Annotated in this window: 23 protein-coding genes; 8 read left to right on the top strand and 15 right to left on the bottom strand. The window is 71.7% G+C overall.

The features are described from left to right. Window positions 1-398, top strand: a 398-nt coding sequence (locus HUX53_RS06040) for a helix-turn-helix domain-containing protein (protein ID WP_176402176.1), incomplete at its 5' end; no start/stop codon positions are given. Window positions 399-401: 3 nt separating this feature from the next. Here the strand turns inward: HUX53_RS06040 and HUX53_RS06035 are convergent. The 4 genes from HUX53_RS06035 to HUX53_RS06020 form a co-directional block, all read right to left on the bottom strand. Further along, entirely contained in the window at window positions 402-1,946 is a 1,545-nt protein-coding gene (locus HUX53_RS06035) for a fatty acyl-AMP ligase (RefSeq protein ID WP_309237070.1), read from the bottom strand. A 211-nt stretch (window positions 1,947-2,157) separates the two neighbouring features. Then, entirely contained in the window at window positions 2,158-3,120 is a 963-nt protein-coding gene (locus tag HUX53_RS06030; protein WP_176402175.1) for an acyl-CoA desaturase, read from the bottom strand. 18 nt (window positions 3,121-3,138) lie between these two features. Then, window positions 3,139-3,666 (bottom strand): lipase family protein, encoded by a 528-nt coding sequence (locus tag HUX53_RS06025; protein WP_255204973.1) that lies wholly within the window; start codon window positions 3,664-3,666, stop codon window positions 3,139-3,141. Between the two features lie 321 nt (window positions 3,667-3,987). Next, a complete protein-coding gene (locus tag HUX53_RS06020; RefSeq protein WP_176402173.1) occupies window positions 3,988-4,404 on the bottom strand; it encodes a hypothetical protein in 417 nt (138 codons plus the stop codon). Between the two features lie 152 nt (window positions 4,405-4,556). Here HUX53_RS06020 and HUX53_RS06015 point away from each other — a divergent pair, with 152 nt between their 5' ends. Continuing rightward, complete coding sequence (locus HUX53_RS06015) at window positions 4,557-5,729, top strand: MFS transporter (RefSeq protein WP_176402172.1); 1,173 nt, start codon at window positions 4,557-4,559, stop codon at window positions 5,727-5,729. A gap of 15 nt (window positions 5,730-5,744) precedes the next feature. Here HUX53_RS06015 and HUX53_RS06010 read toward each other — a convergent pair whose 3' ends face one another. After that, the gene (locus HUX53_RS06010) at window positions 5,745-6,428 is read right to left on the bottom strand and encodes a hypothetical protein (RefSeq protein ID WP_176402171.1); all 684 of its coding nucleotides are present in this window, start codon (window positions 6,426-6,428) and stop codon (window positions 5,745-5,747) included. Window positions 6,429-6,609: 181 nt separating this feature from the next. Here HUX53_RS06010 and HUX53_RS06005 point away from each other — a divergent pair, with 181 nt between their 5' ends. Then, entirely contained in the window at window positions 6,610-8,049 is a 1,440-nt protein-coding gene (locus HUX53_RS06005) for a hypothetical protein (RefSeq protein WP_176402170.1), read from the top strand. Here the strand turns inward: HUX53_RS06005 and HUX53_RS42435 are convergent. After that, window positions 8,042-8,860: an IPT/TIG domain-containing protein gene (locus HUX53_RS42435; protein WP_176402169.1), complete on the bottom strand. Its 819-nt coding sequence runs from the start codon at window positions 8,858-8,860 to the stop codon at window positions 8,042-8,044. The two genes, HUX53_RS06005 and HUX53_RS42435, sit on opposite strands and share 8 nt — an antisense overlap. A 175-nt stretch (window positions 8,861-9,035) precedes the next feature. Here HUX53_RS42435 and HUX53_RS05995 point away from each other — a divergent pair, with 175 nt between their 5' ends. The 3 genes from HUX53_RS05995 (at window position 9,036) to HUX53_RS05985 (ending at window position 12,111) form a co-directional block, all read left to right on the top strand. Then, window positions 9,036-10,724 (top strand): ExeM/NucH family extracellular endonuclease, encoded by a 1,689-nt coding sequence (locus HUX53_RS05995; protein ID WP_176402168.1) that lies wholly within the window; start codon window positions 9,036-9,038, stop codon window positions 10,722-10,724. Window positions 10,725-10,827: 103 nt separating this feature from the next. After that, entirely contained in the window at window positions 10,828-11,121 is a 294-nt protein-coding gene (locus HUX53_RS05990; protein ID WP_176402167.1) for a hypothetical protein, read from the top strand. 444 nt (window positions 11,122-11,565) lie between these two features. After that, on the top strand, window positions 11,566-12,111 hold the full coding sequence (locus HUX53_RS05985; protein ID WP_217919131.1) for an MsnO8 family LLM class oxidoreductase: 546 nt from the start codon (window positions 11,566-11,568) through the stop codon (window positions 12,109-12,111). A gap of 24 nt (window positions 12,112-12,135) precedes the next feature. On the opposite strand, the gene gabT is transcribed toward HUX53_RS05985, so the two are convergent. Beyond that, window positions 12,136-13,488: a 4-aminobutyrate--2-oxoglutarate transaminase gene (gene gabT / locus HUX53_RS05980; RefSeq protein WP_176402166.1), complete on the bottom strand. Its 1,353-nt coding sequence runs from the start codon at window positions 13,486-13,488 to the stop codon at window positions 12,136-12,138. Between the two features lie 112 nt (window positions 13,489-13,600). Between gabT and HUX53_RS05975 the strand changes: the two genes are divergently transcribed. Continuing rightward, on the top strand, window positions 13,601-15,037 hold the full coding sequence (locus HUX53_RS05975) for a PucR family transcriptional regulator (protein ID WP_309237069.1): 1,437 nt from the start codon (window positions 13,601-13,603) through the stop codon (window positions 15,035-15,037). A 5-nt stretch (window positions 15,038-15,042) separates the two neighbouring features. After that, window positions 15,043-16,470 carry an aldehyde dehydrogenase family protein gene (locus HUX53_RS05970; protein ID WP_176402164.1) on the top strand — a complete coding sequence of 476 codons (1,428 nt, stop codon included), beginning with the start codon at window positions 15,043-15,045 and terminating at the stop codon, window positions 16,468-16,470. 7 nt (window positions 16,471-16,477) lie between these two features. Here the strand turns inward: HUX53_RS05970 and HUX53_RS05965 are convergent, their stop codons facing one another. From HUX53_RS05965 to HUX53_RS05930, 8 genes are all read right to left on the bottom strand, one after another. After that, window positions 16,478-17,518 carry an alpha/beta hydrolase gene (locus HUX53_RS05965; protein WP_176402163.1) on the bottom strand — a complete coding sequence of 347 codons (1,041 nt, stop codon included), beginning with the start codon at window positions 17,516-17,518 and terminating at the stop codon, window positions 16,478-16,480. Between the two features lie 57 nt (window positions 17,519-17,575). After that, window positions 17,576-18,193, bottom strand: a complete 618-nt coding sequence (locus tag HUX53_RS05960; protein WP_176402162.1) for a hypothetical protein — start codon at window positions 18,191-18,193, stop codon at window positions 17,576-17,578. Between the two features lie 105 nt (window positions 18,194-18,298). Beyond that, on the bottom strand, window positions 18,299-19,087 hold the full coding sequence (locus HUX53_RS05955; RefSeq protein ID WP_176402161.1) for an SAM-dependent methyltransferase: 789 nt from the start codon (window positions 19,085-19,087) through the stop codon (window positions 18,299-18,301). Between the two features lie 51 nt (window positions 19,088-19,138). Beyond that, window positions 19,139-19,792: a maleylpyruvate isomerase N-terminal domain-containing protein gene (locus tag HUX53_RS05950; RefSeq protein ID WP_176402160.1), complete on the bottom strand. Its 654-nt coding sequence runs from the start codon at window positions 19,790-19,792 to the stop codon at window positions 19,139-19,141. A 39-nt stretch (window positions 19,793-19,831) separates the two neighbouring features. Then, window positions 19,832-20,230 (bottom strand): hypothetical protein, encoded by a 399-nt coding sequence (locus HUX53_RS05945; RefSeq protein ID WP_176402159.1) that lies wholly within the window; start codon window positions 20,228-20,230, stop codon window positions 19,832-19,834. Window positions 20,231-20,251: 21 nt separating this feature from the next. Next, window positions 20,252-20,617, bottom strand: a complete 366-nt coding sequence (locus HUX53_RS05940) for a hypothetical protein (protein WP_176402158.1) — start codon at window positions 20,615-20,617, stop codon at window positions 20,252-20,254. Window positions 20,618-21,183: 566 nt separating this feature from the next. Next, on the bottom strand, window positions 21,184-21,801 hold the full coding sequence (locus HUX53_RS05935; RefSeq protein WP_176402157.1) for a class I SAM-dependent methyltransferase: 618 nt from the start codon (window positions 21,799-21,801) through the stop codon (window positions 21,184-21,186). 17 nt (window positions 21,802-21,818) lie between these two features. Next, window positions 21,819-22,233 (bottom strand): carboxyl transferase domain-containing protein (locus tag HUX53_RS05930; protein WP_303623149.1); only part of this gene is annotated, 415 nt, incomplete at its 5' end.

Below are 22,233 nucleotides of genomic sequence, written 5' to 3'. Positions count from 1 at the left end.
GCCAAGATCTGGGACACGCCGGCCTGCGGGCGGCCGGGCGGCTCGGCCGGACCGGGCCCGGCCTCGTGCACGCCGCCCGGCACATGCCGGAGCTGCTGCTGCAGGGGGGGTGGCCGCTGGCCGAGGCGGCGGCGCGGCGGCGGCTGGCGCCGCTCACCGCGCTCGGCGCGCACCGCGGGCCCCGGCTCGCGGCGACGCTGCTGGAGTGCCTCAAGCACGGCTTCAACGCGACCGACGCGGCCGAGGCGCTGTGCGTGCACCCGCAGACCGTCCGGTACCGGCTCGCGCAGCTCCACGAGCTGTTCGACTACGACATCGAGGACCCGGCGATCCGGCTGGAGCTCATGCTGCTGCTCCCCGTCTGGTTGCGGGACAACGCGGACGGGGAGCGCGCGTGAGCGTCACTGGGCCTTAGTGGTGACCTCCGTGACCGGCAGCGTCCCGTCGAGGTGGGCGAGGCGGCAGGCGGACCGGGCGATCTTCCCGCTGCTGGTGCGTAGGAGGCCGCCCGGCTCGATGAGCACAAAGTCGTGGACGCGGAGGTCGTGCGCCTGCTTCACGGCCGTCCGCACCGCCTGCGCCACCTCGTCCAGGTCGAGGAGCGCGATCGGCACCCGCCGGTTCCGTTCGGCGATCACGACGAGGCCCTCGGTGTCGCCCGTGTCGACCGACACGGCGCACGTGTACTCGCGGCGGATGCCCTTGTGCGCGCCGGACACGGTGAACTCGATGTCCTGCGGGTAGTGGTTGCGGCCGTCCACGATGACCAGGTCCTTGATCCGGCCGGTGACGAACAGCTCGCCGCCGTGCAGGACGCCGAGGTCCCCGGTGCGCAGCCACGGCCCGCGCGGCAGGTCGCCGATCGTGCCGGAGAGTTCCGCCTCGAACGTCTCCTTGGTCGCCTCGGGACGTCCCCAGTAACCGGCGGCCACGTTCGGGCCGTGCACCCAGATCTCGCCGACCCGCCCGTCCGTGAGCCGGACGCCGGTCTCGGGGTCGGCGATGACGACGTGCTGGCCGTAGGACGTCCCGCACGCGATCAGCTGGATCGCGCCGGACGCGTCGGCGTCGCACGGCTCGGCCACGCCGCGGCGCAGCCCCTCGTGGTCGAACGCGACGCGGGTCGGCGTCCGGAAGCGGGACGACGCCGACACGTAGACGGTCGCCTCGGCCAGCCCGTACGCGCAGACCTGTGCCTCGGGGCGCAGCCCGCAGTCCTTGAACGCCTCGTAGAAGCCGGTGAGCGTGCTCTCCCGGATCGGTTCCGCGCCGTTCATGAAGACCTGCACGCCGCTGAGGTCGAGCTTCGCCTTCTCCTCCTCGGTGACCTGCGCGGTGAGGTACTCGTAGGCGAAGTTCGGGCCGCCGGTGAACGCGTGCTCCTGCTCGCTCAGCAGCTCCAGCCAGCGGACGGGACGCATGATGAACGCCACCGGGTCCATGATCACGCCCGGGTTGCCGTAGACGAGCGGCAGCGCGACCGTGGTGACGAGGCCCATGTCGTGGAACACCGGCAGCCAGTTCACCCCGGACGACTCGCGCGGGATGCCGTCGAACGTCCGCCACAGCTGCTCGGCGTTCGTCGCGAAGTTGCCGTGCGTGATGATGACGCCGGCCGGGGTCCGCGTCGAACCGGACGTGTACTGGAGGTAGGCGACGTCGCCGGGGTCGATCGGCTCGGGCGTCCAGTCGAGCGCCGGGTCCACCTCGTCCGCGACGATGACCTCCGCCGGCGGGCGGACGAACTCGCCGCTCAGGAACGACTCGACGGCGGGCAGCGACGCGCGCGTGGTGATGACGACGTCGGGCTCGGCGTCCTGGTAGACGGCGAGCAGCCGGTCGCCGTGGCCGGGCAGGTCCGGGGAGAACAGCGGGACGCCGATGACGCGGGCGTACATCGCGCCGAGGAACCCGGTGACGTAGTGCAGGTCCTGCGGGGCGAGCAGCGCGGCGCGCCGCCCCGGCTCGGTGGCGCGGCGGATCGCGGCGGCGATGGAGCGGGCCGCCGGTCCAGCTCGCCCCAGGTGACGTGCGTGGCGACGCCGTCCGGGTCGGACATGTAGTCCATGAACGTGTACGCCCGGTCGTCGGGGAAGTCCTTGGCGAACCGGGACAGGCGCTCGATCAGCGGGGTGCGGTCGAGTTCGGGGAGGTCGTTCATGCTGCTTCTCCGGTTGACGTGACGCGGCGGGAGGCGAGGCGCTCGTGGTCGGGCCAGCGGACGTCCCAGACCCAGCCGAGCTTCTCGAAGAGCCAGATGACCCGCGCGCTGATGTCGATCTGCCCCTTGAGGACGCCGTGCCGCGCGCAGGTCGGGTCGGCGTGGTGCAGGTTGTGCCAGGACTCCCCGAACGACGGGATCGCCAGCCACCACACGTTGCGAGCCTTGTCGCGGGTCTTGAAGTCCTCCTTGCCGAACACGTGGCAGATGGAGTTGATCGAGAACGTGACGTGCTCGCCGACGAAGACGCGCATCAGGCCCGCCCAGAACAGGGCGGTGAGGGCGCCGTGCCAGGAGAACGTGAGCAGCGCGCCCAGCCCCATCGGGACGAGGAACGTCGAGAGCACGATCAGCGCGTACACGGGGTCGAGCGACAGGAATCGGATGTCCCTGTCCTTGAGCAGGTCGGGCGCGTACTTGCTGCGGGACGTGCGGTCCTTGCTGAACAGCCAGCCCATGTGCGCGTGGTACAGCCCCTTGGTGAGCCCCCACACGCCCGGCCCGTAGGCCCACGGCGAGTGCGGGTCGCCCTCCTGGTCGGAGTACTTGTGGTGGCGGCGGTGGTCGGCGACCCACCGCACCACCGACCCCTGCATCGCCTGCCCGCCGAGGATGGCGAGCGCGATCCGCAGCCACCGCTTGGCCTTGAACCCGCCGTGCGTGAAGTGCCGGTGGTAGCCGACCGTGATGCCGAGCGCGTTGAGCGGATAGAGGAAGGCGAAGATGGCCACGTCCGTCCAGCCGATCCCCCAGCCCCACAGGAAGGGGATCACCGCCAGCAGCCCGAGGATCGGCGCGGCCACGAACACCACGACCGCGATGCGCTCGGGAAGCGGGACGGTTCCGGAGATGTCCGGCTGCGGTGTCCGTTCGCCGGCATCGGCGACGCCCGCTGTCATGTCCTAGGTCTCCTTAACTCAGCAGTTGCCCTGGACGGGCTTGCCCTGGAACCGGTCGCCGAGGAAGTTCGTCACGTCCCCGGCGGCACCCCAGTCGGTCGTCAGCTGCTCGGTCGGGTAGGTGTTCTTCCACGTCGTGTTGATGCCGGCGGCGCAGTACGCCTGGCGGGTGGCGTCCTCGGTCTCGTGCGGGATGATCTCTTCGAGCCAGCCGCGGTACTGGAACACCGGGAAGCCGATCTTGTACTTGGCGGCCGAGGCCGGGGTGCCGATGTCCACGCCGAGCTTCTGCCGGTCGACGATGTCGCCCCACGTCACGCCGCCGGGCCCCTTGACCGCGTAGAGCTGGTCCAGGGTGAGCTTGTCCGTCGAGAAGTTCTCGACGCGGGCGCCGAGGAACACCGCGAGCGTCCCGAACAGGCAGTGGGACTGCACGTCCTTGATCGCCTGCTCGCCCCGCTCGTTCATCAGCTCGGTGAACGGCATCTCCGGGTAGGCGGCGTGCAGGCCGACGCAAGGCTCGCTGCCCGCCGCCTCGCCGGTCATACGCGGCTCAGGCGTATAGGACGCGGCGGGCAGCGGGCCCGACATTGCGGCGGCGCCGCCCTCGGATTGACGTGCTCCCTGGCCCGAGGGCCGGAGATTCGGCCTGTACCGCACCCTTCCTGAGCACGGCACTTCCGTGGCTTCCTGCTTCGTCGGGCTGTGCCCCGAGCAAGTCGAGGTCTTACCTGCCCTCCACAGGCGTTTAAAGTCTCCGCCTCCCCCACATGGGAGTTTCCGTCCAGCGGCGACTACCCAGAGTTTAACACACATTTACGCTCTGTCATATTTCTCTCGTCCGACGGTTGAGCTGCGGCCGGGTGGTCACCCGAGCACCTCGGCTACTGCTGTCCCACACTGCTTGGAGAACGCGCACTGGAGGCCGGAGCCGAGCGTCCCGGGGTTGAACGCGACGGTCGGGCGGGAGCCGCCCTTCGTCCAGGCCGCGTCGGGGATCGCGACCGTCCCCGTCACCACGTTCTTCTGGCCCTTGACGTCCGTCGAGACGTACCGGACCTTCCACGCCTTCATCGGGACGTCGCCGGGGATGTTCGTCAGCTTCGCCGGACGGCAGGCGAGCAGGTCGCCCGGCTTCCCGGTGACGGTCGCCGGCGGCGCCGCGTAGATGTCGGCGTCGGTGGCGTCGCAGCCCGGCGGCGCGGCCAGGGCTGGGGGCGCGGTGACGGGCACGGCCAGGGCGGCGCCGAGCACGGCGGCGCTGAAGAGGGTACGGAAGCGCATTCTCGCTCCAGGGGAGGGCTGGAAACCGAATGCTGACGACTGTGCCGATCACGTTCCGCGCGCGGAATGAAGTCTTCTCACATGCTCGGACGGCGTTCTTAGCAACGAACCCAACAACCGGAAGGTCCGGGACGTCACCTAATGTCGCCGTCATGAGCAAGCCACTCCGGGACGCCGAACGGGCCGCCGAGCCGCGTCCGCGCCTGGTCACCCGGCCTCTGGCGCTGGTGTTCGCGGTCACCGTCACCAGCCTGACGGGCGTCTTCCTGCTGCTGTCGGTCGTGCCGATGTACGCGGTCGACGGCGGGGCGGGACGGTCCGGCGCCGGCCTCGCCACGGGCGCGCTGATGCTGACGACGGTCCTCGCCGAACTGGCCCTCCCCCGGCTGCTCACCCGGTTCGGGTACCGGACGGTCCTCGCGGTCGGCACCCTGCTGCTGGCCCTGCCGCCGATCGCGCTGGCGCTCTCGTCCGGCCCGGCGGTGATCATCGTGGCGAGCCTGGTGCGCGGGATCGGCTTCGGCGTCGCCGTCGTGCTGCCGAACGCGCTGGTCGCGGCGCTCGCACCGGAGGGGCGGCGCGGCGAGGCGCTCGGCCTGTTCGGCATCACCTCCGGGGCGCCCGCGGTGCTCGCGCTGCCGCTCGGCGTGTGGCTCGCCGACCGGGTCGGCTACCCGCCCGTCTTCATCGCGAGCGCGGTGCTCGCCCTCGCCGCCCTCGCGGTGCTGCCCGGCATCCCGAACCGGCTCCCCACCCGCTCGCCGTCTCCGGAACGGCCGCTGGGGGTGGTCGCGGGGCTGCGGTCACCGGCGCTGCTGCGCCCGGCGGCCGCGTTCGCCGCGACCGCGATGGCGGCGGGCATCCTGATCACCTTCCTGCCGGAGGCGGTGCCGGCCGGGGGCGTCGCGGCGGCGGCGCTGTTCGTCCAGCCGGCCGCCACCACGGCCGCCCGCTGGTGGACGGGACGCGCCGGCGACCGGATCGGCGCCGCGCGCCTCCTGCTGCCCTCGGTCGCGCTCGCCGCCGCCGGGATCGCGCTGCTGTTCCTCGTCCCGCACCCGGCCGCCGTGTTCACCTCGATGGTGCTGTTCGGCGCGGGCTTCGGCGTCACCCAGAACGCGAGCCTGGCGATGATGTACGAGCGGGCGCCCGCGTCGGCGTACGGGACGGTCAGCGCGCTCTGGAACATCGGCTACGACGGCGGCATGGGCGTGGGCGGCGCCGCGTTCGGCATCGCCGCCACCCACACCGGCTATCCCGCCGCCTTCGCGCTGACGGCGGCCGTGATCGTGCTCGCGCTGCCGCTGGCACGCCGCCGCCCCTGAGCCGTCCGGCCCGGTTCAGCCCTCGGCCGGGCGCGGACGGTCCCGGGGCGGGACCGGGCGAGGTGATTCCATCCGGTCCATCCGGGGCGGGACGGCGTCCGGGGAGCGCCGGGGCCGCTCGGCCGGACGGTCGGGCTCGGGGTCGCCCGGCAGCAGCCCGGAGGTCTCCAGGTAGTGGCGGCCGCGCGGGGTGAGGTCCCAGGCGTTGTGGCGCCACTCCTTGCGCCGCCACACGACGCCCGCGGACAGCAGCTTGCGGCCGACCCGGCTGATCTCGGTCTCGTCGGTGCCGAGCTCGGCGGCCAGCTGCTGGTTGGACAGCCCCTCCCGGCGCGCCACGGCCACGAGGAAGCGCGCCGCGTACCCGTCGGGCTGCAGCGCGAGCTGGAGGCCGGACGGGAGCCGCTTCAGCGCCCAGTGCACGACGTCGATCAGCCCGAGGATGCGGCCGCGCTGCTCGCGCTGCGGGGCGTCGAGGGCGGCGACGTCGAGATAGTGGCGGTGCAGCCACTGCAACCCGTCCTGGCATTCGGTGAGGGCCGGCTCGTCGGCGCTCAGCGAGGCGTCGGTGATCAGCATGCCGAGCGCCGAGAAGTGGCCGTCGCTGATGACCTTGGCGTGTTCCATCGCGTCGATGAGGCGCCGGATCTCGGTCCTTCGGTCGCGCGGGTCGGGGGCGGTGTCGGTGGACATGTTCACGGCTCACTCCTGGGTCGACGAGCATCGCCGGACACTTCCAGGGTGCGCTGGTGCCAAGTGAATGTCAAGTGATGCCGCCTCTGTTGCAGAGGACACTGTGCGCAATGCCCGCGAGAGTTAGCATCAAGCCACCAGCCGTGACCGTGCCTGTCTACCCCCGGGGGCGCTTATGAAGGATCAGTTGGCTGCAGCCGTGCATCCGGCCGAACCAGCTGATCTCTTCGTCCGGCTCTACGACGCCATGCCGGACGAGGTCTTCCAGGGCTGGACGGCCACCCGCTGGTACGAGGACGAGCAGGTCCGGCGGCGCGCGAACGAGATCGGCGAGATCGTGCTGGAGCACGGCGTCCTCGCGCCGGCCGTCAGCGAGGAGATCATCGCCGAGTACGGGGACCGCGGCCGGTTCATGATCCTGCTCGGGCTCGACATCGCGCTCGTCCACGCCAGCCCGTACGGCCCCTACCACGACGCCCCCGCGCTGGCCGGGGTGCTGGTCACCTACCTGACCGAGGGCAGGTTCAACGGGCCCGGGACGACGGGCGCGCTGCTCCCCCGCTGCGCGTTCCCCGGCCGGCCGCGCGGGCTGCGGGCCAAGGCCGAGTTCTTCGGCGTGCACCGCGTCCCACAGGCGGAGTGGGACATGATCGACCACTCCGTGCTGCCCGCCGTGCACGACCCGCACTTCAGCCGGGACGAGCCGGTCGCCGTCGGCTGCGCGCCGGTGCTGGAGACCTACGACGACGTGGAGATCGAGTTCGCCGAGCGGGACGGCACGACCGTCTACCGGCTGCGCCCGATGGACTCCTCCGGGCTGCGCAGCCGGATCAAGGCGATCGTCCGGCGGCTGGACGAGTCCGGCGCGCAGCTCGCCGTCATGCCGGAGGCGTCGCTGTCGGACGCGCTGCTCGAACACTGGAAGGAGGTCGCGTTCGACACGGCCGGACGCGACCGGAACCGCCGCCCGCTGCGGTTCATCCTGCTCGGGACCGGCCCGCTCGGCGGCGGCGACCCGCCGCCGAACCGCGCCGTTCTGCTCGACCGCTGGACGGGGCGGGAGCTGCTCGTCCAGGACAAGCTGTCCGGCTTCACGCTGGACGCCGCGCAGCTGCGGCTGTGGCGGCTGCCGGACGCGCCGGCCACCGGCACCGCCGCCGAGTACATCCGGCCCGGCGGCAAGATCAGCGTGCTCGACTCGTCGCTGGGCCGGCTCGCCGTGCTGATCTGCGAGGACCTCGGCCGGTCGATCCGCTGGGAGCGCGAGCTGCTCGCGTGCGGGGTGTCGCACCTGCTCGTCCCCATCTTCTCCAAGCCGATCCTGGAGTACCGGTGGGAGGAGCAGGGCGCCGAGCGGCAGGTCGCGGAGATGGGCGCGTGGGTCACGGTGTCCAACAGCCTCGCGGTCGGCGCCGCGATCCCGGACGGCGACCTGCCCGGCCCCCGCTACACGTGCCTGGTCGCGGGGCCGCGGAGCCTGCACCGCACCGCCTACGCCGGCGACCGGCAGTTCGGCGTCGCGCGGACGGGCGCCGAGCTGGGGCGGCTGCCGACGTCCGAGCTGCCGCGCGTGTTCCCCGGCGCCGCCTACGACGCCTGGCACGACCACTGGCGGGACGCTAAGTAGGCGGCTCGACGACGAACGTGTCCGGGCTCGCCACCGCACCCGCGGGGGTGTGCACGACGAGCGGCGCCGAGGTGGCCCCGTCCGGGACGATCGCCCGGACGAGCGTGTCCGTCACGTCCCCGATGGGGGACCGCTCCGCGCCGAACCGGACACTGGTCGCCGACGCCAGGCCGGTCCCGGTGATCGTGACCCGCGTCCCGGGCGGGCCGCTGACGGGCTCGATCGCGGTGATCCGCGGCGTCAGGACGTGGTCGCGGCCCTGCGGCGCGGGTGCCAGCAGCGTCGAGAAGACGCTGTGGAACTTCTCCGCGGTCTCGCGCGAGAACTGCCCGACGAGCGCGGCGATGGCGGTGATCCCGTACGGGTTGATGTCGGCCGCGCCGCCCGCCGGGGAGGTCAGGCCGCCGCGCACCACGAGGTAGACGATCAGCCCGAAGAGCGCGCCGACGAGCGGGAGCAGCAGGTACATCGGCAGCCAGCTGCCGCGCAGCGCCCGGTTCCCGACGTACCAGTAGAACGACCGCAGGACGTGCGCGATGCCGCCGAGCGCGCCCGCCGCCATGACGATCACGAACAGGCTCGTCTCCCGCGACATCGTCGGCGACCAGCCCGGGAAGTGCGCGGTCTTGGCCGCCGGGGTGACCTCGGTGCGCCCGTCCGCGCCGATCCGCGGGCCCGCCGGCCACGCCTGGACGAGCACGACCACCAGCACCGCCGTGATGATCAGCAGGACGGCGAACACGACGACGATGTCGCGGGTGCGGGCGTATTTCCCGCCGGGCGACTCGGATTGCATGGGCGGCTCGGTCACGGCCCTCCTCGGGGGGATCGGTGCGGGCCTCCAGCCGGATATCCAACCGGGGCCGGACGGCGTTTCGCAAAGCGCGGGTCGAGCGGCGCCCTTGATTCCGACAATCCGTTGCAAATTGGTGGAGTCTTCATTAACGGTCAGCCGACCCGCCGATGCCCCGCCCTACTCTCCCGCCATGCGCCGAACAGCAGCAGCACTCGCGACCGTCCTGACCGCCGGCCTCGCCGCCGGCGTCCAGCCGGCCGCCGCGGCGGAGCCGCCCACCTGCGGCACGCCCGCCGACCACCAGATCGCCGACGTCCAGGGCAGCGGGGACGCGAGCCCGCTCGCCGGGCAGACCGTCCGGGTCGAGGGCGTCGTCACCGCGGACTTCCAGCGGTCCGACCAGCTCAAGGGCTTCTTCGTCCAGGACCCGACGCCCGACCGGGACCCGCGCACGTCCGACGGGCTCTTCGTCTACTCCACGAGTGAGGTCACGGTCGGCGACCGGGTCCTCGTGACCGGCAAGGCCGTCGAGTACAACGGGCTCACCGAACTGTCGCCGGTCTCGGCCGTGAACGTGTGCGGCAAGGGCCGGGTCGCGCCGGCCCGCGTCCGGCTCCCGCTGCGCGGCGGCGCCGCCCTGGAGCAGTACGAGGGCATGCTGCTGCGGTTCGGGCAGCGCCTCACCGCCACCGAGGTCTACCAGCTCGGGCGGTACGGCGAGGTCACCGTGTCCGCCGGCGGACGGCTCTTCCAGCCGACCGACGGGCACGGTTCGACGCAGGCGCGGAACGACGCGCGGAAGCTGCTCATCGACGACGGGTCGAACGTCCAGAATCCGGACACGATCCCGTACACCGACCCGCGCGTCCTGCGGATCGGCGACTCGGTGCACGGGCTCACCGGCGTCCTCAACTACGGGTTCGGCGAGTACCGGCTCGAACCGACCCGCACGGCGCATTTCGCCAACACGAATCCCCAGCCGAAGCGACCCCGGCACGTCGGCGGCGACGTGCGCGTGGCGAGCTTCAACACGCTCAACTGGTTCACGACGCTGAACGAGCGGGGCGCCGACACGGCGGCGGAGCAGGAGCGGCAGCTCGCCAAGCTGACCGCCGCGCTCAAGGGCCTGGACGCCGACGTCGTCGGGCTCATGGAGGTCGAGAACAACGGCGACACCGCCGTCGGCGCCCTCGTCGACCGGCTGAACCAGGAGGCCGGCGCCGGGACGTACGCGTGGGTGCGGCACCCGTACCCCGGTTCGGACGCGATCCACGTCGCGCTCATCTACAAGCCGGCGAAGGTGACGCCGGCCGGCGCGGCGAGCTCGTCGCAGGACCCGATCTTCGACCGTCCGCCGCTGGTGCAGACGTTCCGGCCCGCGCGAGGCGGGACGGCGTTCACGATGATCGTGAACCACTTCAAGTCGAAGGGCTGCGGCGACGCCACCGGCCCTGACGAGGACCAGGGCGACGGGCAGGGCTGCTACAACGCCCGCCGCGTCCAGCAGGCCGAGGCGATCAAGGCGATCGCGGACGGCGTCGAGAACCCGCTCGTCGTCGGCGACCTCAACGCCTACACGGCCGAGGACCCGGTGAAGGTACTCACCCGCGCCGGGCTCGTCTCGCAGACGCAGCGGTTCGTCCGCCCCGGTGACCGGTACAGCTACGTGTTCGACGGGCAGTCGGGCGAGCTGGACCACGCGCTGGCCGGACGGTCCCTGTCGCGGCGCGTGACGGGCGCGACGATCTGGCACATCAACAGCGACGAGCCGGTGTTCCTCGACTACAACACCGAGTTCAACCCGCCGGAGTTCTACCGGCCGGACGCGTTCCGCTCGTCCGACCACGACCCCGTCCTGCTGGGGCTGAACCTGCGCTGACGCTTGTTGGGCCGGCCGTCTAAAAAGGGGCGGCCGGCCCCTCGCGCGGGACGGTTACGAAGCGTATGATCCAGGTCACATTTCTAGAGATCGGTGCGCTGAGATGACCGAAACCGCCCCCGCTCCCGTCTCCGCTCCCTCCCTCGCCTTCGGCATCGGCCCGGACGGGACCTACACCCGGTCCGGGCAGGTCGCCGCCTTCGTCCTCGGCCTCCTCACGACGTTCGCGTTCCTGCCGCTGACCGTGGTCGCCGCGCTCCTCTACACCCGCGCCGAGACCCGGTTCGCCGAGGACCCGGCGCGGGCCCGCGCGCTCGTGAACTGGTCCTGGCTCTGCATCACGGTGCCCGTCGTGATCGCCGTCGCCGCCGCCGTCGTCCTCACTCTGACGATGTAGCGGGAAGAGGACCGCCGTCCGGCGGGTTGGCACAGGGTATGAGCGTGCGCTTCTCCGTCCTCGACCTCGCCCATTCATAGAAGAGTTTTACGCCTCCAGGGCGGAACGTGTCTGATAGCGTGCTCGCGTCAGGTACCGCCGGACGGGCGGGAACGGAGCCTCGAGCTCAAAGCTTGTGGAGACCCAGTAAGACCGGCAGCAACGCAGGCACGGGTCGCTGAAGCAGGAAGCCACGGAAGTGCTGCTCCGAACGGCGCGGCACAGGCCGAATCTCTAGCCTTCGGGCCGGGGAGCGCGTCAACACCGGTACTGGCTCGCCGAGCACCACGCGTTGCCCGGCATCGCCAATTTGGCAACGGCCGTGCTGATCGTGGAGGTGGCGGCTGCCACCTCCACGATGCGGCGGTCAGGGTCAGCAGGGTTCCCTTCGGCGCGGACAGCAAGGTGACGCCCGCCGCCGGGAACGAGCCGCCGATCTGGCTGCTCGGGTCCAGCGGCTACAGCGCCCGGCTCGCCGGGCTGCTCGGGCTGCCGTTCGCGTTCGCGCACCACTTCAGCGCCGAGAACACCGTGCCCGCGCTGGCCCTGTACCGCGACTCGTTCCGCCCCGGCGCGCTGGACGAGCCGTACTCGATGATCGGCGTGTCGGTCACGGCCGCCGGCACCGACGAGCGGGCGCGCGAGCTGGCGGCCCCGCAGGCACTGTCGTTCCTGCGGCTGCGGCAGGGCCGTCCCGGACTGCTGCCGACGCCGGAGGAGACCGCGGCCCACCCGTACACGCCGCCGGAGCGGCAGATGATCGACGCGCGGCTCGCCGACCAGGTGATGGGCGGGCCCGAGACCGTCCGCAAGCAGCTGGACGCGCTGATCGACCGGACCGCCGTCGACGAGGTCATGATCATGACGCAGGTGTTCGACCACGCCGACCGGCTGAAGTCCTACGACATCCTCGCCGACCTGTACAAGGAGAACTTCCCGAGCGGGGGTTAGCCCGCCCGGGACGGGTCGGCCCGGTCAGCCCGCGAACGCCTCGGCCAGGATGTCGAGGCCCTCGTTCAGCAGGTCCTCGGGGATGACGAGCGGCGGCAGGAAGCGCAGCACGTTCCCGTACGTGCCGGTCGTCAGGACGAGCAGGCCGCGCTCGTGGCAGCGCTTCGCGACCTGCGCGGTCAGCTCGGGGTCGGGCTCCTTCGTGCCCTCCCGCACCAGCTCGACCGCGATCATCGCGCCGCGCCCGCGGACGTCCCCGATCGCCGGGTGCTTCCCGGCGAGGTCGCGCAGCCGGGGCAGCATGATCTCGCCGATGCGGCGCGCCCGCTCGGTGAGCTTGCCGTCCTCGATCTCCTCCAGCACGGCGAGCGCCGCCTCGCAGGCGAGCGGGTTGCCGCCGTAGGTGCCGCCGAGGCCGCCGCCGTGCACCTTGTCCATGATGTCGGCGCGCCCGGTGACGGCGGCCAGCGGCAGCCCGCCGGCGATGCCCTTCGCGGTCGCGACCAGGTCGGGGACGATGCCCTCGTGCTCGCAGGCGAACATGTCGCCGGTGCGGGCGAACCCGGTCTGCACCTCGTCCGCGATGAACAGGATGCCGTTCGCGCGGCAGAACTCGGCGAGCGCGGGCAGGAACCCGGGCGCCGGCTCGATGAACCCGCCCTCGCCCTGGATCGGCTCGATCAGCACGGCCGCGACGTTGGTCGCGCCGATCTGCTTGGTGATCTTGTCGATGGCCTCGGCCGCGGCCTCCGGGCCGCAGTTGTCCGGGCCGGTCGGCCAGCGGAACGGGTAGGCCAGCGGCATCCGGTACACCTCGGGCGCGTACGGGCCGAACCCCTGCTTGTACGGCATGTTCTTCGCCGTGAGCGTCATCGTCAGCAGCGTCCGGCCGTGGTAGCCGTGCTCGAACACCACGACCGCCTGCCGCCCGGTCGCGTAGCGGGCGACCTTGACGGCGTTCTCCACGGCCTCCGCGCCGCTGTTGACCAGGATGGACCGCTTCTCGTGGTCGCCGGGCGTGATCCGGTTGAGGTTCTCGCACACCGTCACGTACGACTCGTACGGCGCCACCATGAAGCAGGTGTGGGTGAACCGGTCGGCCTGCTCCTTCACCCGCGCGGCGACCCGCGGGTTCGCGTTGCCGACGTTCGTCACCGCGATGCCCGAGCCGAAGTCGATCAGCGAGTTGCCGTCCGCGTCGACGAGCACGCCGCCGTCGGCGTCCGTCACGTAGACCGGCAGGACGCTGCCGACGCCCGGCGGCACCGCCGCGACGCGCCGTTCCTGCAGTTCCCGGGAGCGCGGGCCGGGGATCTCGGTGACGAGGCGGCGTTCCTGGGGCAGGCGGTGTGAAGTGCTGATGTCTTGGCTGGTCATGGCCTGAACATAAGCCGGGCGCCGCCTACGATGAACCGTACGGGACGGCGAAAACCGTCCAGCGAGATGGACACTTTGCACAGGGATTGCGATGCCGCCCACCCTGGCCGCCGTGGCGGCCCTGCCCCAGCTCGGCCTGCGGTCGCTCACCGGCCCGCTGCCGGACGCGCCGGTCGTGTGGGTCGCGGTCAGCGAACTGGAGGACCCGACCCCGTTCCTGGAGGGCGGCGAACTCGTCCTCACCACCGGCATGCGGCTCACGTCGGCGAACGCGCCCGCCTACGTGTCGCGGCTGGTCGGACGAGGCGTCGCCGGCCTCGGCTTCGCGGTCGGGGTCATCCACGAGGACGTCCTGCCGGAGCTGCTCGCGGCGGCGCGCGAGCAGGGGCTCGTGCTGCTGGAGGTGCCGCGCCCGACGCCGTTCATCGCCATCGGCAAGGCGGTGTCGCGGATGCTCGCCGCCGAATGGTACGAGGACGTCACCCGCGCGTTCCAGGCCCAGCGGGAGCTGACCCGCGCCGCGCTCACCGGGCCCGGCGCCCTGGTCGCCCGGCTGGCGCGGCTGCTCGGCGGGTGGGCGCTGCTGCTGGACGCGTCCGGGGACGTCCAGCACGCCGAACCCGCGAGCGCCCGGGACCGTGCCGGCGCGCTGGCGCCCGAGCTGACCCGGTTGCGCCGCCGTCCCGCCGCGAGCGTCTCGCTGGCCGTCCCGGACGACCACATCGTGGTGCAGCGGATCGGCCTCGGCGGACGGCCGCGCGGCTTCCTCGCCGTCGGAACGGACGCGCCGCTCCCGCACGCCGCGCACACCATCGTCGGCGCGGCCGTAGCGCTGCTGACCCTGCAATCGGAGACGCCGCGCACCGGCCGCGACCTGCGGGCCTCGCTCGCCGCGCTGCTGCTGGGGCGGCCCGATGACGGGCCGTCCGTGCCGCGCGGGCCGGTCCGGGTGCTGGCCTGCGCGGGCGGGGCCGCCGTGCTGGACGCGCTGGAGTCCGATCCCGCCGGGGCGCGCTGCCTGGCGCTGCCGCTGGACGGGCACAGCGCGGTGATCGTCCCGGACGAGCTGAGCGGGACGGTCGAGTCGCTGCTGACCGGCCCCATCGGCGTCAGCGCCGCGTCGTCCACCGACCTGGCGACCGCGCTGCGGCAGGCGGGGGAGGCGCTCGCCGCCGCCGAGCGGACGAACCGGGACGTCCTGTACTACACCGACCTTCCGGGGCAAGGGGTCCTCGGCCTGCTGGAACCGGACCTCGCGCATGCCTTCGCCGACACACTTCTCGCACCGCTCCGCGAGGAGGGTCTGGTCGAGACCGTCCGGGCGTACGTCGCGGCCAACGGGCAGGGCGAGGCGGCGGCGCGGGCACTGGGCGTCCACCGGCACACCCTCCGCGCACGGATGCGCAAGGCCACCGAGCTGCTGGGCCGGGACCCGGACGATCCGGCCGTCCGCGCCGAACTGTGGATCGCGCTCGCCATCACGTCCAATCGGGGCGACCAGATTGGACAGCATGGAGACTCGAAATCGGGCCCGCCGGGACTAGCGTGAACGGCATGAACGTGACCCCATTCTGGCTGGCCGGCCGGCCCGAGACCGGTGACGGTGAGCTGACCGTTACGCACCCCTACGACGGCCGCGTGGTCGGGACGGCGGCCGTCCCGACGCCCGCGCAGGTGGAGGAGGCGATCGCCGCCGCGGACGCGCTCCGCGGGGAGGCCGCCGCGCTGCCCCTGCACCGGCGGGCGGAGGCGCTCGCGCACGTGTCCGCGCGGATCGCCGAGCGGGCCGAGGAGATCGCCCGGCTGATCACCGCGGAGAACGGCAAGCCGCTGCTGTGGGCGCGCGGCGAGGTGACCCGCGCGGTCTCCACGTTCCGGTTCGCCGCCGAGGAGGCCCGCCGCTTCAGCGCCACCACGCAGCGGCTCGACACCGACCCGGCCGCCGAGGGCCGGATGGCCTACATCACCCGCGTGCCCAAGGGCCCGGTGCTCGGCATCTCGCCGTTCAACTTCCCGCTGAACCTCGCCGCCCACAAGATCGCCCCGGCGATCGCGGCGGGCACGCCGATCGTCCTCAAGCCGGCGCCCGCGACCCCGCTGTCGGCGCTGCTGCTCGGCGAGATGCTGGCCGAGACCGACCTGCCCGCCGGGATGTTCTCGATCCTGCCGGTGCCGAACGACCGCGCGCCCGCCCTCGTGGACGACCCGCGCCTGCCGATCGTGTCCTTCACCGGCTCGGTCCCGGTCGGCTGGGCGATCAACGACCAGGCGCCGCGCAAGCACGTCACGCTCGAACTCGGCGGGAACGGCGCGGCCGTCGTGCTGCCGGACGCCGACCTCGACTGGGCCGCCAAGCGCATCGGGCTGTTCTCCAACTACCAGGCCGGGCAGAGCTGCATCGCCGTCCAGCGCGTCTACGTCGACCGGTCCGTGTTCGACGAGTTCGTGCCGAAGCTGGTCGACACGGTCGCGTCCCTCGTCACCGGCGACCCGTGGGACGACAAGACGCAGGTCGGCCCGCTCGTCAGCCAGGAGGCCGCCGAGCGCGTCGAAGCCTGGGTGGACGAGGCCGTCGCGGCGGGCGCGAAGGTCCTCACCGGCGGTACCCGCGAGGGCGCCGCGTACGCGCCGACCGTCCTCGCCGACGTGCCGTCCGACGCCAAGATCTCCCGCGAGGAGGTCTTCGGCCCGGTCATGTTCGTCCAGCCCGTGGACGGCGTCGACGAGGCGTTCGACCTCGTCAACGACTCCAAGTTCGGGCTCCAGGCGGGCGTGTTCACCCGGAACCTCGACATCGCGTTCCGCGCACACCGCGAACTCGACGTCGGCGGCGTCGTGATCGGGGACGTCCCGTCCTACCGCGCCGACCAGATGCCGTACGGCGGCGTGAAGGACTCGGGCGTCGGCCGCGAGGGGCTCCAGTCGGCGATGGCCGACTACACCGAGGAGAAGGTCATGATCTTCACGGGCCTGCCCCTCTGACTCCGCGCTAGCGGGGCCTTGCGTACAGCCCGGTGCGCAGGGCCCCGGCCGCCTCCGACAGCGCCTCCTGGAACCGCCCGCCCAGCGACCACGTGTTCGCGAACCCGTGGATGAGATCCTCCTGCCGCCGCAGCGCGACGCTCACCCCGGCCTTCTCCAGCCGCTTCGCGAACTCCTCGCCCTCGTCCCGCAGCGGATCGAAGCCGGCCGTGACCAGGTACGTCGCCGGGAAGCCGCTCAGGTCGTCGGCCAGCATCGGCGACGCCTTCACCTCGGCGCGCCGCTCCACCGGGCAGTAGTGGTCGCCGAACCAGTTCATGTCCTCGTCGGTGAGGTAGAAGCCCTCCCCGAAGATCTCCCGCGACCGCCGCCGGACGGACAGGTCGGTCGCCGGGTAGAACAGCAGCGCGAAGTCCGGCTTGCGCTCCGCCAGCACCCCGACGACCGCCGCGAGGTTGCCGCCCGCGCTGTCACCGCCGACCGCGATGGCGGTGGGGTCGGCGCCCAGGTCCGCGGCGTGCGCGACCGCGTACTCGTAGGCTTTGAGCGCGTCGTCCGGCCCGGCCGGGAACGGGTGCTCGGGGGCGAGCCGGTACTCCACCGTCAGCACCCGCACCTCGGCGTGCACCGCCAGATACCGGCAGACGGTGTCGTGCGTGTCGATGTCGCCGATGACCCAGCCGCCGCCGTGGTAGAAGACGAGCAGCGGCGATCCTTCCGGCAGCCCCTTCGGGGTGTGGAGCCGCGCCGGGACACCGCCCGCGTCGACCTCCCGCGTCGTCACCGGCCGCGCGGGCACCTTCGTCAGATACACCTTCGACCGGGCGAGCCCCTGCCGCGCCTTCTCGACCGTGGCGCCGCCGAGCCGCCGCTCGCCCTCCAGCCGCATCATCAGCAGCAGCAGCTGCGCGTCCACCGACAGCTCCTGCCCGTCCCGGCGCACCGGCGCCCCGACGATCAGCCGCTTGACCGGCTCCGGCAGGGAGAACACGCCCCGCAGCATCCGCCCCGCCACCGAGGGCGGCACCATCTCGACCATCGACGCCATGCGATCCTCCAAGCCCAGGGGGTGCACCAACCGTACTCCCCGGTAGCCCGCCGCGCCTCAGCCGGACCGCCGGCGCCGGTAGTACGCGACGGTCACCACGGCGAGGAGCGGCCCCCAGGCGACCAGCGGCGCATAGGCGACGACACCGAGCACGCCTTCCCAGCTCTCGAAATGGATGGGGAACCCGTCCGGCAACGGCCGTCCCTGGATCGTCTCCCCGAAGACCAGCACATTGACGATGGACACCGTCCACAACACGGTGAGGAACGCCGCACCCGCCACCGCGGACATCACCGCGACCATGATCGGCACTCGCCGGCCCCGCACCCACGGCACCCACCGGGGGAACACCTCGCCCCACCGCGCGATCAACCCGACCGCGGTGAAGGCCACCAGCTCCGAGAAGACCGACAGGAGCACCACGTAGGCCTCCATGGGCAACCAGCCCGGCACGTCCCCCCGCGCGTCCGCCGACCCCAGGTCGCCCTCCCCGATGATCGGAAGATGGAGAGCGAACGCCGCGATCCGCCACAGCCCGGCCGGCAACACGGTGAACGGAACGGCCAATGCGGCGATCCAAACCCACCGGGGCACCCCGTCCACCGCCTCATGCGCGCTACGCCACCCGCCCCGCAACCGTCCGAACGACCCCGCGGCCACAGTGCCAACGGTCATGCCTACCTCCCTGATCGCGCGCTCGTACAAACGCCACGATCACACCCCGGCACCGTCCGCCAGATCCCTCGCGGGCACCACCCGCCTCCCCCACAAGGGTGAAAGTCAGGGTTTGCGGGCTACGGCGGCGTACCCGGCCACCTGGTCCGGGGCCGCACGGTCGGGACGCCAGCGGGACATGGACACCACACCCGGATCCAGGAGGTCCAGTCCGTCGAAGAAGCGGAGGACGGCCTCGCGCGTGCGCGGCACCATGGGGTTGGCCGACTTCTCGTTCCAGTCCTGCTGGGCCTCGGCCTGGGCGCTCTCGCCCGCGTCGAAGTCCAGGGTGGCGTGGGTGATCACCAGGTGGCTGCCGGACGGGACGGCGTCCAGCAGCGAAGCGAGGAGGCGCCGGGCCTCGCCGTCGTCATGAATGAAGTGCAGGATTCCCAGCAGCATCACCGCGACCGGACGGGTGAAGTCCAGCGTCGCCGCGGCCTTGGCCAGGATGTCATCGGGTTCGCGCAGGTCGGCATCGACATAGTCGCTAGCACCCTCAGCCGTGGCGTCGAGCAGGGCCCGAGCGTGGACCAGCACCAAGGGATCATTGTCCACATAGACGACGCGTGCGTCCGGAGCGACGCGCTGGGCGACCTCGTGCGTATTGTCCATGGTCGGAAGGCCAGAGCCGATATCGAGGAACTGCCGTATGCCGGCCTCCGTCAAGCACCGGACGGCTCGGCCGAGGAAGGCGCGGTCGGCGCGGGCGATGTCGACGATCTGCGGGAACATCGCACGGAACTGCTCGGCGGCCCGGCGGTCGACCTCATAGTTGTCCGTGCCGCCGAGAAGATGGTTCCAGACACGGGCGGAGTGCGGAACCGACGTGTCGATGCGGGGATCCTGGGTCATGGCGAAGCCTCCCGGAGATCAGTCTTTCCCGACAACCTAACCAGCAGCTCCTCAGCCGAGGACGAGCGGGATTTTCGCGGCGAGTTCTCCCAGCGCGGCCTTCTCCGCGTCCGTAGGAGTACGACGCCCGGTCCCGACCAGCAGCGCGTCCTTGTCGGAGAACGACGCCGGGAACGATGCCCCGGCGATCCGTTCCAGCGACGCCCGCGCGGCCGCCAGCGTCTCGACCGGAGGTTCGGCGCCCGACGGAAGGCACGCGATCAGGTCGAGATGATGCAACGTCCATTCCATGACATACGCGGACAGATAGTCACCAACGGTCAGCACCTCGTCCTGCGTGCTGACGCGGACACCCGGATCCGCGAGTTCAGCGGCGCGCCCAGCAGCGGCCCCGACGTCGTCGAAGTGGAACTTGAGCAGCCGCGGCTCGCCGTACGCGGCGGCCAGCCTGGGAATCAGCGCGTCGAGCGGGTCCGCACCGGTCGGCGGCTCCACGAGCTTCCAGTAGCTGACCGAGTCCACGGTCGGCTCACCCTCGGCAGGCGTGACCAACGTGATCAGGACGTCCTGGGCGTCAATGACGAGGTGGCACACCAGATCCCGCACGAGCCACCCGGCACACCCGGACGGCCGCTCCCAATCCTCCGCGGCCAACTCATCAACGGCCGCCCGCAACGCCGCCCAAGAACACGAGAAAAGATCCACTCCCGCACCGTAACCCGCCATACCCAGCCCGGGTGGGGATTACTCGACTAGGGCTGCGGCCAGTTCGCGCAACTCCTGGATCGGAAGGTCTGCGCGGCGCTTCTTTTCCGCCCATGCCTCGACCGCTTCTACCGAACGTTCCAGCAAATCCACGAGAACCGCATAGCTGGGCTCGGCATCGTCGGGCACCGCGGCCTGCACCATGAGGCGCCCCTGCTTCTTGGAGTAAGCGCCGGTTCGGACTCCGGTCCAGTCGTTCTGCAGAAATTCTCCTGAGTAGTGGTAGACCACATTCACCCAGAACGGTGCTTCGTCCTGCCCCTGCAGGCTCTCCAGTTCGAGCAGCAGGTTCCGTTCGGCGTCCCGCCACCTGCGGTCCTTGTCCGGCCCACCATCGACGGACCCGATCATAAGGAACTCATACTCGAGCGGAAGCATCGGCTCAACGCCTCCAGAATGCTAGCGACTCGGCGGCCGGTCGGTTTCGTCTTTCGAGGCCGCCCTCCGCTGCCAGGCGGTCGAGCACATCATGACGATCGCGGGTGGAACCAGGACGAGAGCCGGCGGCCCAATATTGACGACGATCGCCATCGCCACCAATGCGATCGCCACGAGCAGTGGCGGATAAAGGCGCAGGAACGATCTCCGCTCGCGATCCTGTCGATGAAGCATGCCACGGCGGCGAAGGCCGAACTGAAGCGCCGCGCCCAAGCCGACCACGATGAGCGCCCAGCCGACGAAACCCAAGGTTCCATACAGCACCACGCCGACCGCGAGGATCGTGACCGTGACGACCAGCCCCACGACCAGCAGAAGCGCTAGCATTTCTTCTCCCTGCCGAGTCGTCACCTACGGTCGTTTGCCGTCGATGCCCTTGCGCACTGTTTTGGCGCTGGCTCCCGTACTGGTAGGTGAAAGTCTGCCAGGTGCGCTTGGCCGCCGTCCCCAACTCAATGGTGGACGGCTTGCCCGTCGTAGGTGTTGACCAGGGTCTCCAGGGGCAGCCCGCCAACGCCGGGGCGGCCCCGTCGTCGGAGTTGTGCATCCTGTGTGGTGGGAGGGGTGTCAGTGGTTTCCATGATGCTGTGTGTAGTTGGTTCGTGACAGACTGTGTGCGACTTCGGGTACTTCAGGGACAGGGAAGCGGACGACATGGCCGACGAGACCGGGCTAGCTGGATCTTTCGGGAGTGTCTCGGATGGTGCGGGGCGGTGCCGGGGTCACAAGGTCGTTCTGTGCGCCCTCGCCTTGGCCGTCGCGGTCGTGGTGGCGGCGGTCGTCGCGTCGTTTCTGCCCAGGGGGCATCGGGGCAGGCGCCGGTTGCGGCGGGGGCGGCCCTGGCGGCGTTGGTCCGCCGACGGCGACGTGGGGGATCTCGAAGGCGGGCAGTCCTAGTTCTTGCGGAGCAGGAGGTGGCCGGCCGGGGAGTGTTCGTTCTCGTTCGGGCGGCGTAGGAGGCGGGCCACCTCCGCCAGGCCGGCGCGGTGGGCGAGTTCGGCTACCCGGCCGATCGGCCAGCGGTGGGCGCGGACGACCTTGTGGTCGAACGGCTCCGGGACGTTCCCATCGGTCGACTGGAAGGCCACGAGCAGGTGGCCGCCGGGTGCCAGGACGCGGTCGAACTCGGCGAACACGTCCGGGAGTTCCATCGGGGCGAGGTGGATCATCGAGTACCAGGCCAGGGCGCCGGCGAGCGTCCCGTCCGGGAACGGGAGCGCCTTCATGGTGCCCTCGGTGAAGTTCAGGTGCGGGTGATCCGCGCGGGCCTGGGCGATCATGGCGGGTGACAGGTCGATGCCGGACGCGTCCAAGCCGAGCGAGTGCAGGAACGCCGTCACGTGGCCGGGGCCGCAGCCCACGTCGGCGACCGGTCCCGCGTCCCGGACGAGGTCCGCGAACGCGGTGAGCAGCGCGCGTTCGAGGGGCAGGTCGTCGAGGACGTCGCGGAACATGTCGGCGTACAGGACCGCGACGGCGTCATAGGCCGCTCGCGTGGCGGGTTCGGTCATGGGGCCCGACGTTAGCGTCATCCCGGACGGTAGCGGGCCTGGCGGGCGGCGGGGCCGGTCGGTGCCAGGCCGGACAGGCCCGCCTCGATCGCGGCGGCGGCGCGGCGGCAGAACGCTTCGGGCTCGTCGGCGGCGTCCGGGCGCTCGTCCACCAGGGCGTCCGCGATGCCGTCCCGGAGCAGGTCCGCCGAGCGGACGCCCTGGGACGCGGCCATCTCGTCCGCGCGGGACGGGGTCCGGTGGACGATCACCGACGCGCCCTCGGGCGGGAGCGGGGACAGCCAGGCGTGCCGCGCCGCGAGGACGCGGTCGGCGGGCAGCAGCGCCAGCGCCGCGCCGCCGCTGCCCTCGCCGAGGAGCAGGCAGAGCGTCGGCGCCGGCAGCGTGATCAGGTCGGCGAGGCAGCGGGCGATCTCCCCGGCCAGCCCGCCC

It is taken from the genome of Actinomadura sp. BRA 177 (assembly GCF_013372625.1).
Classification (GTDB): Bacteria; Actinomycetota; Actinomycetes; order Streptosporangiales; family Streptosporangiaceae; genus Spirillospora.
The sequence above is the reverse complement of the archived record's forward strand: the minus strand, read 5'-3'. Positions and strand labels throughout refer to the sequence as shown.

What these genes read in the sequence shown, in the direction of transcription:
- HUX53_RS06030 (WP_176402175.1), bottom strand. Translation starts at nt 3,120, where the DNA reads ATGACAGCGGGCGTCGCCGATGCCGGCGAACGGACACCGCAGCCGGAC.
- HUX53_RS06025 (WP_255204973.1), bottom strand. Translation starts at nt 3,666, where the DNA reads ATGACCGGCGAGGCGGCGGGCAGCGAGCCTTGCGTCGGCCTGCACGCC.
- HUX53_RS06020 (WP_176402173.1), bottom strand. Translation starts at nt 4,404, where the DNA reads ATGCGCTTCCGTACCCTCTTCAGCGCCGCCGTGCTCGGCGCCGCCCTG.
- HUX53_RS06015 (WP_176402172.1), top strand. Translation starts at nt 4,557, where the DNA reads ATGAGCAAGCCACTCCGGGACGCCGAACGGGCCGCCGAGCCGCGTCCG.
- HUX53_RS05995 (WP_176402168.1), top strand. Translation starts at nt 9,036, where the DNA reads ATGCGCCGAACAGCAGCAGCACTCGCGACCGTCCTGACCGCCGGCCTC.
- HUX53_RS05990 (WP_176402167.1), top strand. Translation starts at nt 10,828, where the DNA reads ATGACCGAAACCGCCCCCGCTCCCGTCTCCGCTCCCTCCCTCGCCTTC.
- gabT (WP_176402166.1), bottom strand. Translation starts at nt 13,488, where the DNA reads ATGACCAGCCAAGACATCAGCACTTCACACCGCCTGCCCCAGGAACGC.
- HUX53_RS05970 (WP_176402164.1), top strand. Translation starts at nt 15,043, where the DNA reads ATGAACGTGACCCCATTCTGGCTGGCCGGCCGGCCCGAGACCGGTGAC.
- HUX53_RS05965 (WP_176402163.1), bottom strand. Translation starts at nt 17,518, where the DNA reads ATGGCGTCGATGGTCGAGATGGTGCCGCCCTCGGTGGCGGGGCGGATG.
- HUX53_RS05960 (WP_176402162.1), bottom strand. Translation starts at nt 18,193, where the DNA reads ATGACCGTTGGCACTGTGGCCGCGGGGTCGTTCGGACGGTTGCGGGGC.
- HUX53_RS05955 (WP_176402161.1), bottom strand. Translation starts at nt 19,087, where the DNA reads ATGACCCAGGATCCCCGCATCGACACGTCGGTTCCGCACTCCGCCCGT.
- HUX53_RS05945 (WP_176402159.1), bottom strand. Translation starts at nt 20,230, where the DNA reads ATGCTTCCGCTCGAGTATGAGTTCCTTATGATCGGGTCCGTCGATGGT.
- HUX53_RS05940 (WP_176402158.1), bottom strand. Translation starts at nt 20,617, where the DNA reads ATGCTAGCGCTTCTGCTGGTCGTGGGGCTGGTCGTCACGGTCACGATC.
- HUX53_RS05935 (WP_176402157.1), bottom strand. Translation starts at nt 21,801, where the DNA reads ATGACCGAACCCGCCACGCGAGCGGCCTATGACGCCGTCGCGGTCCTG.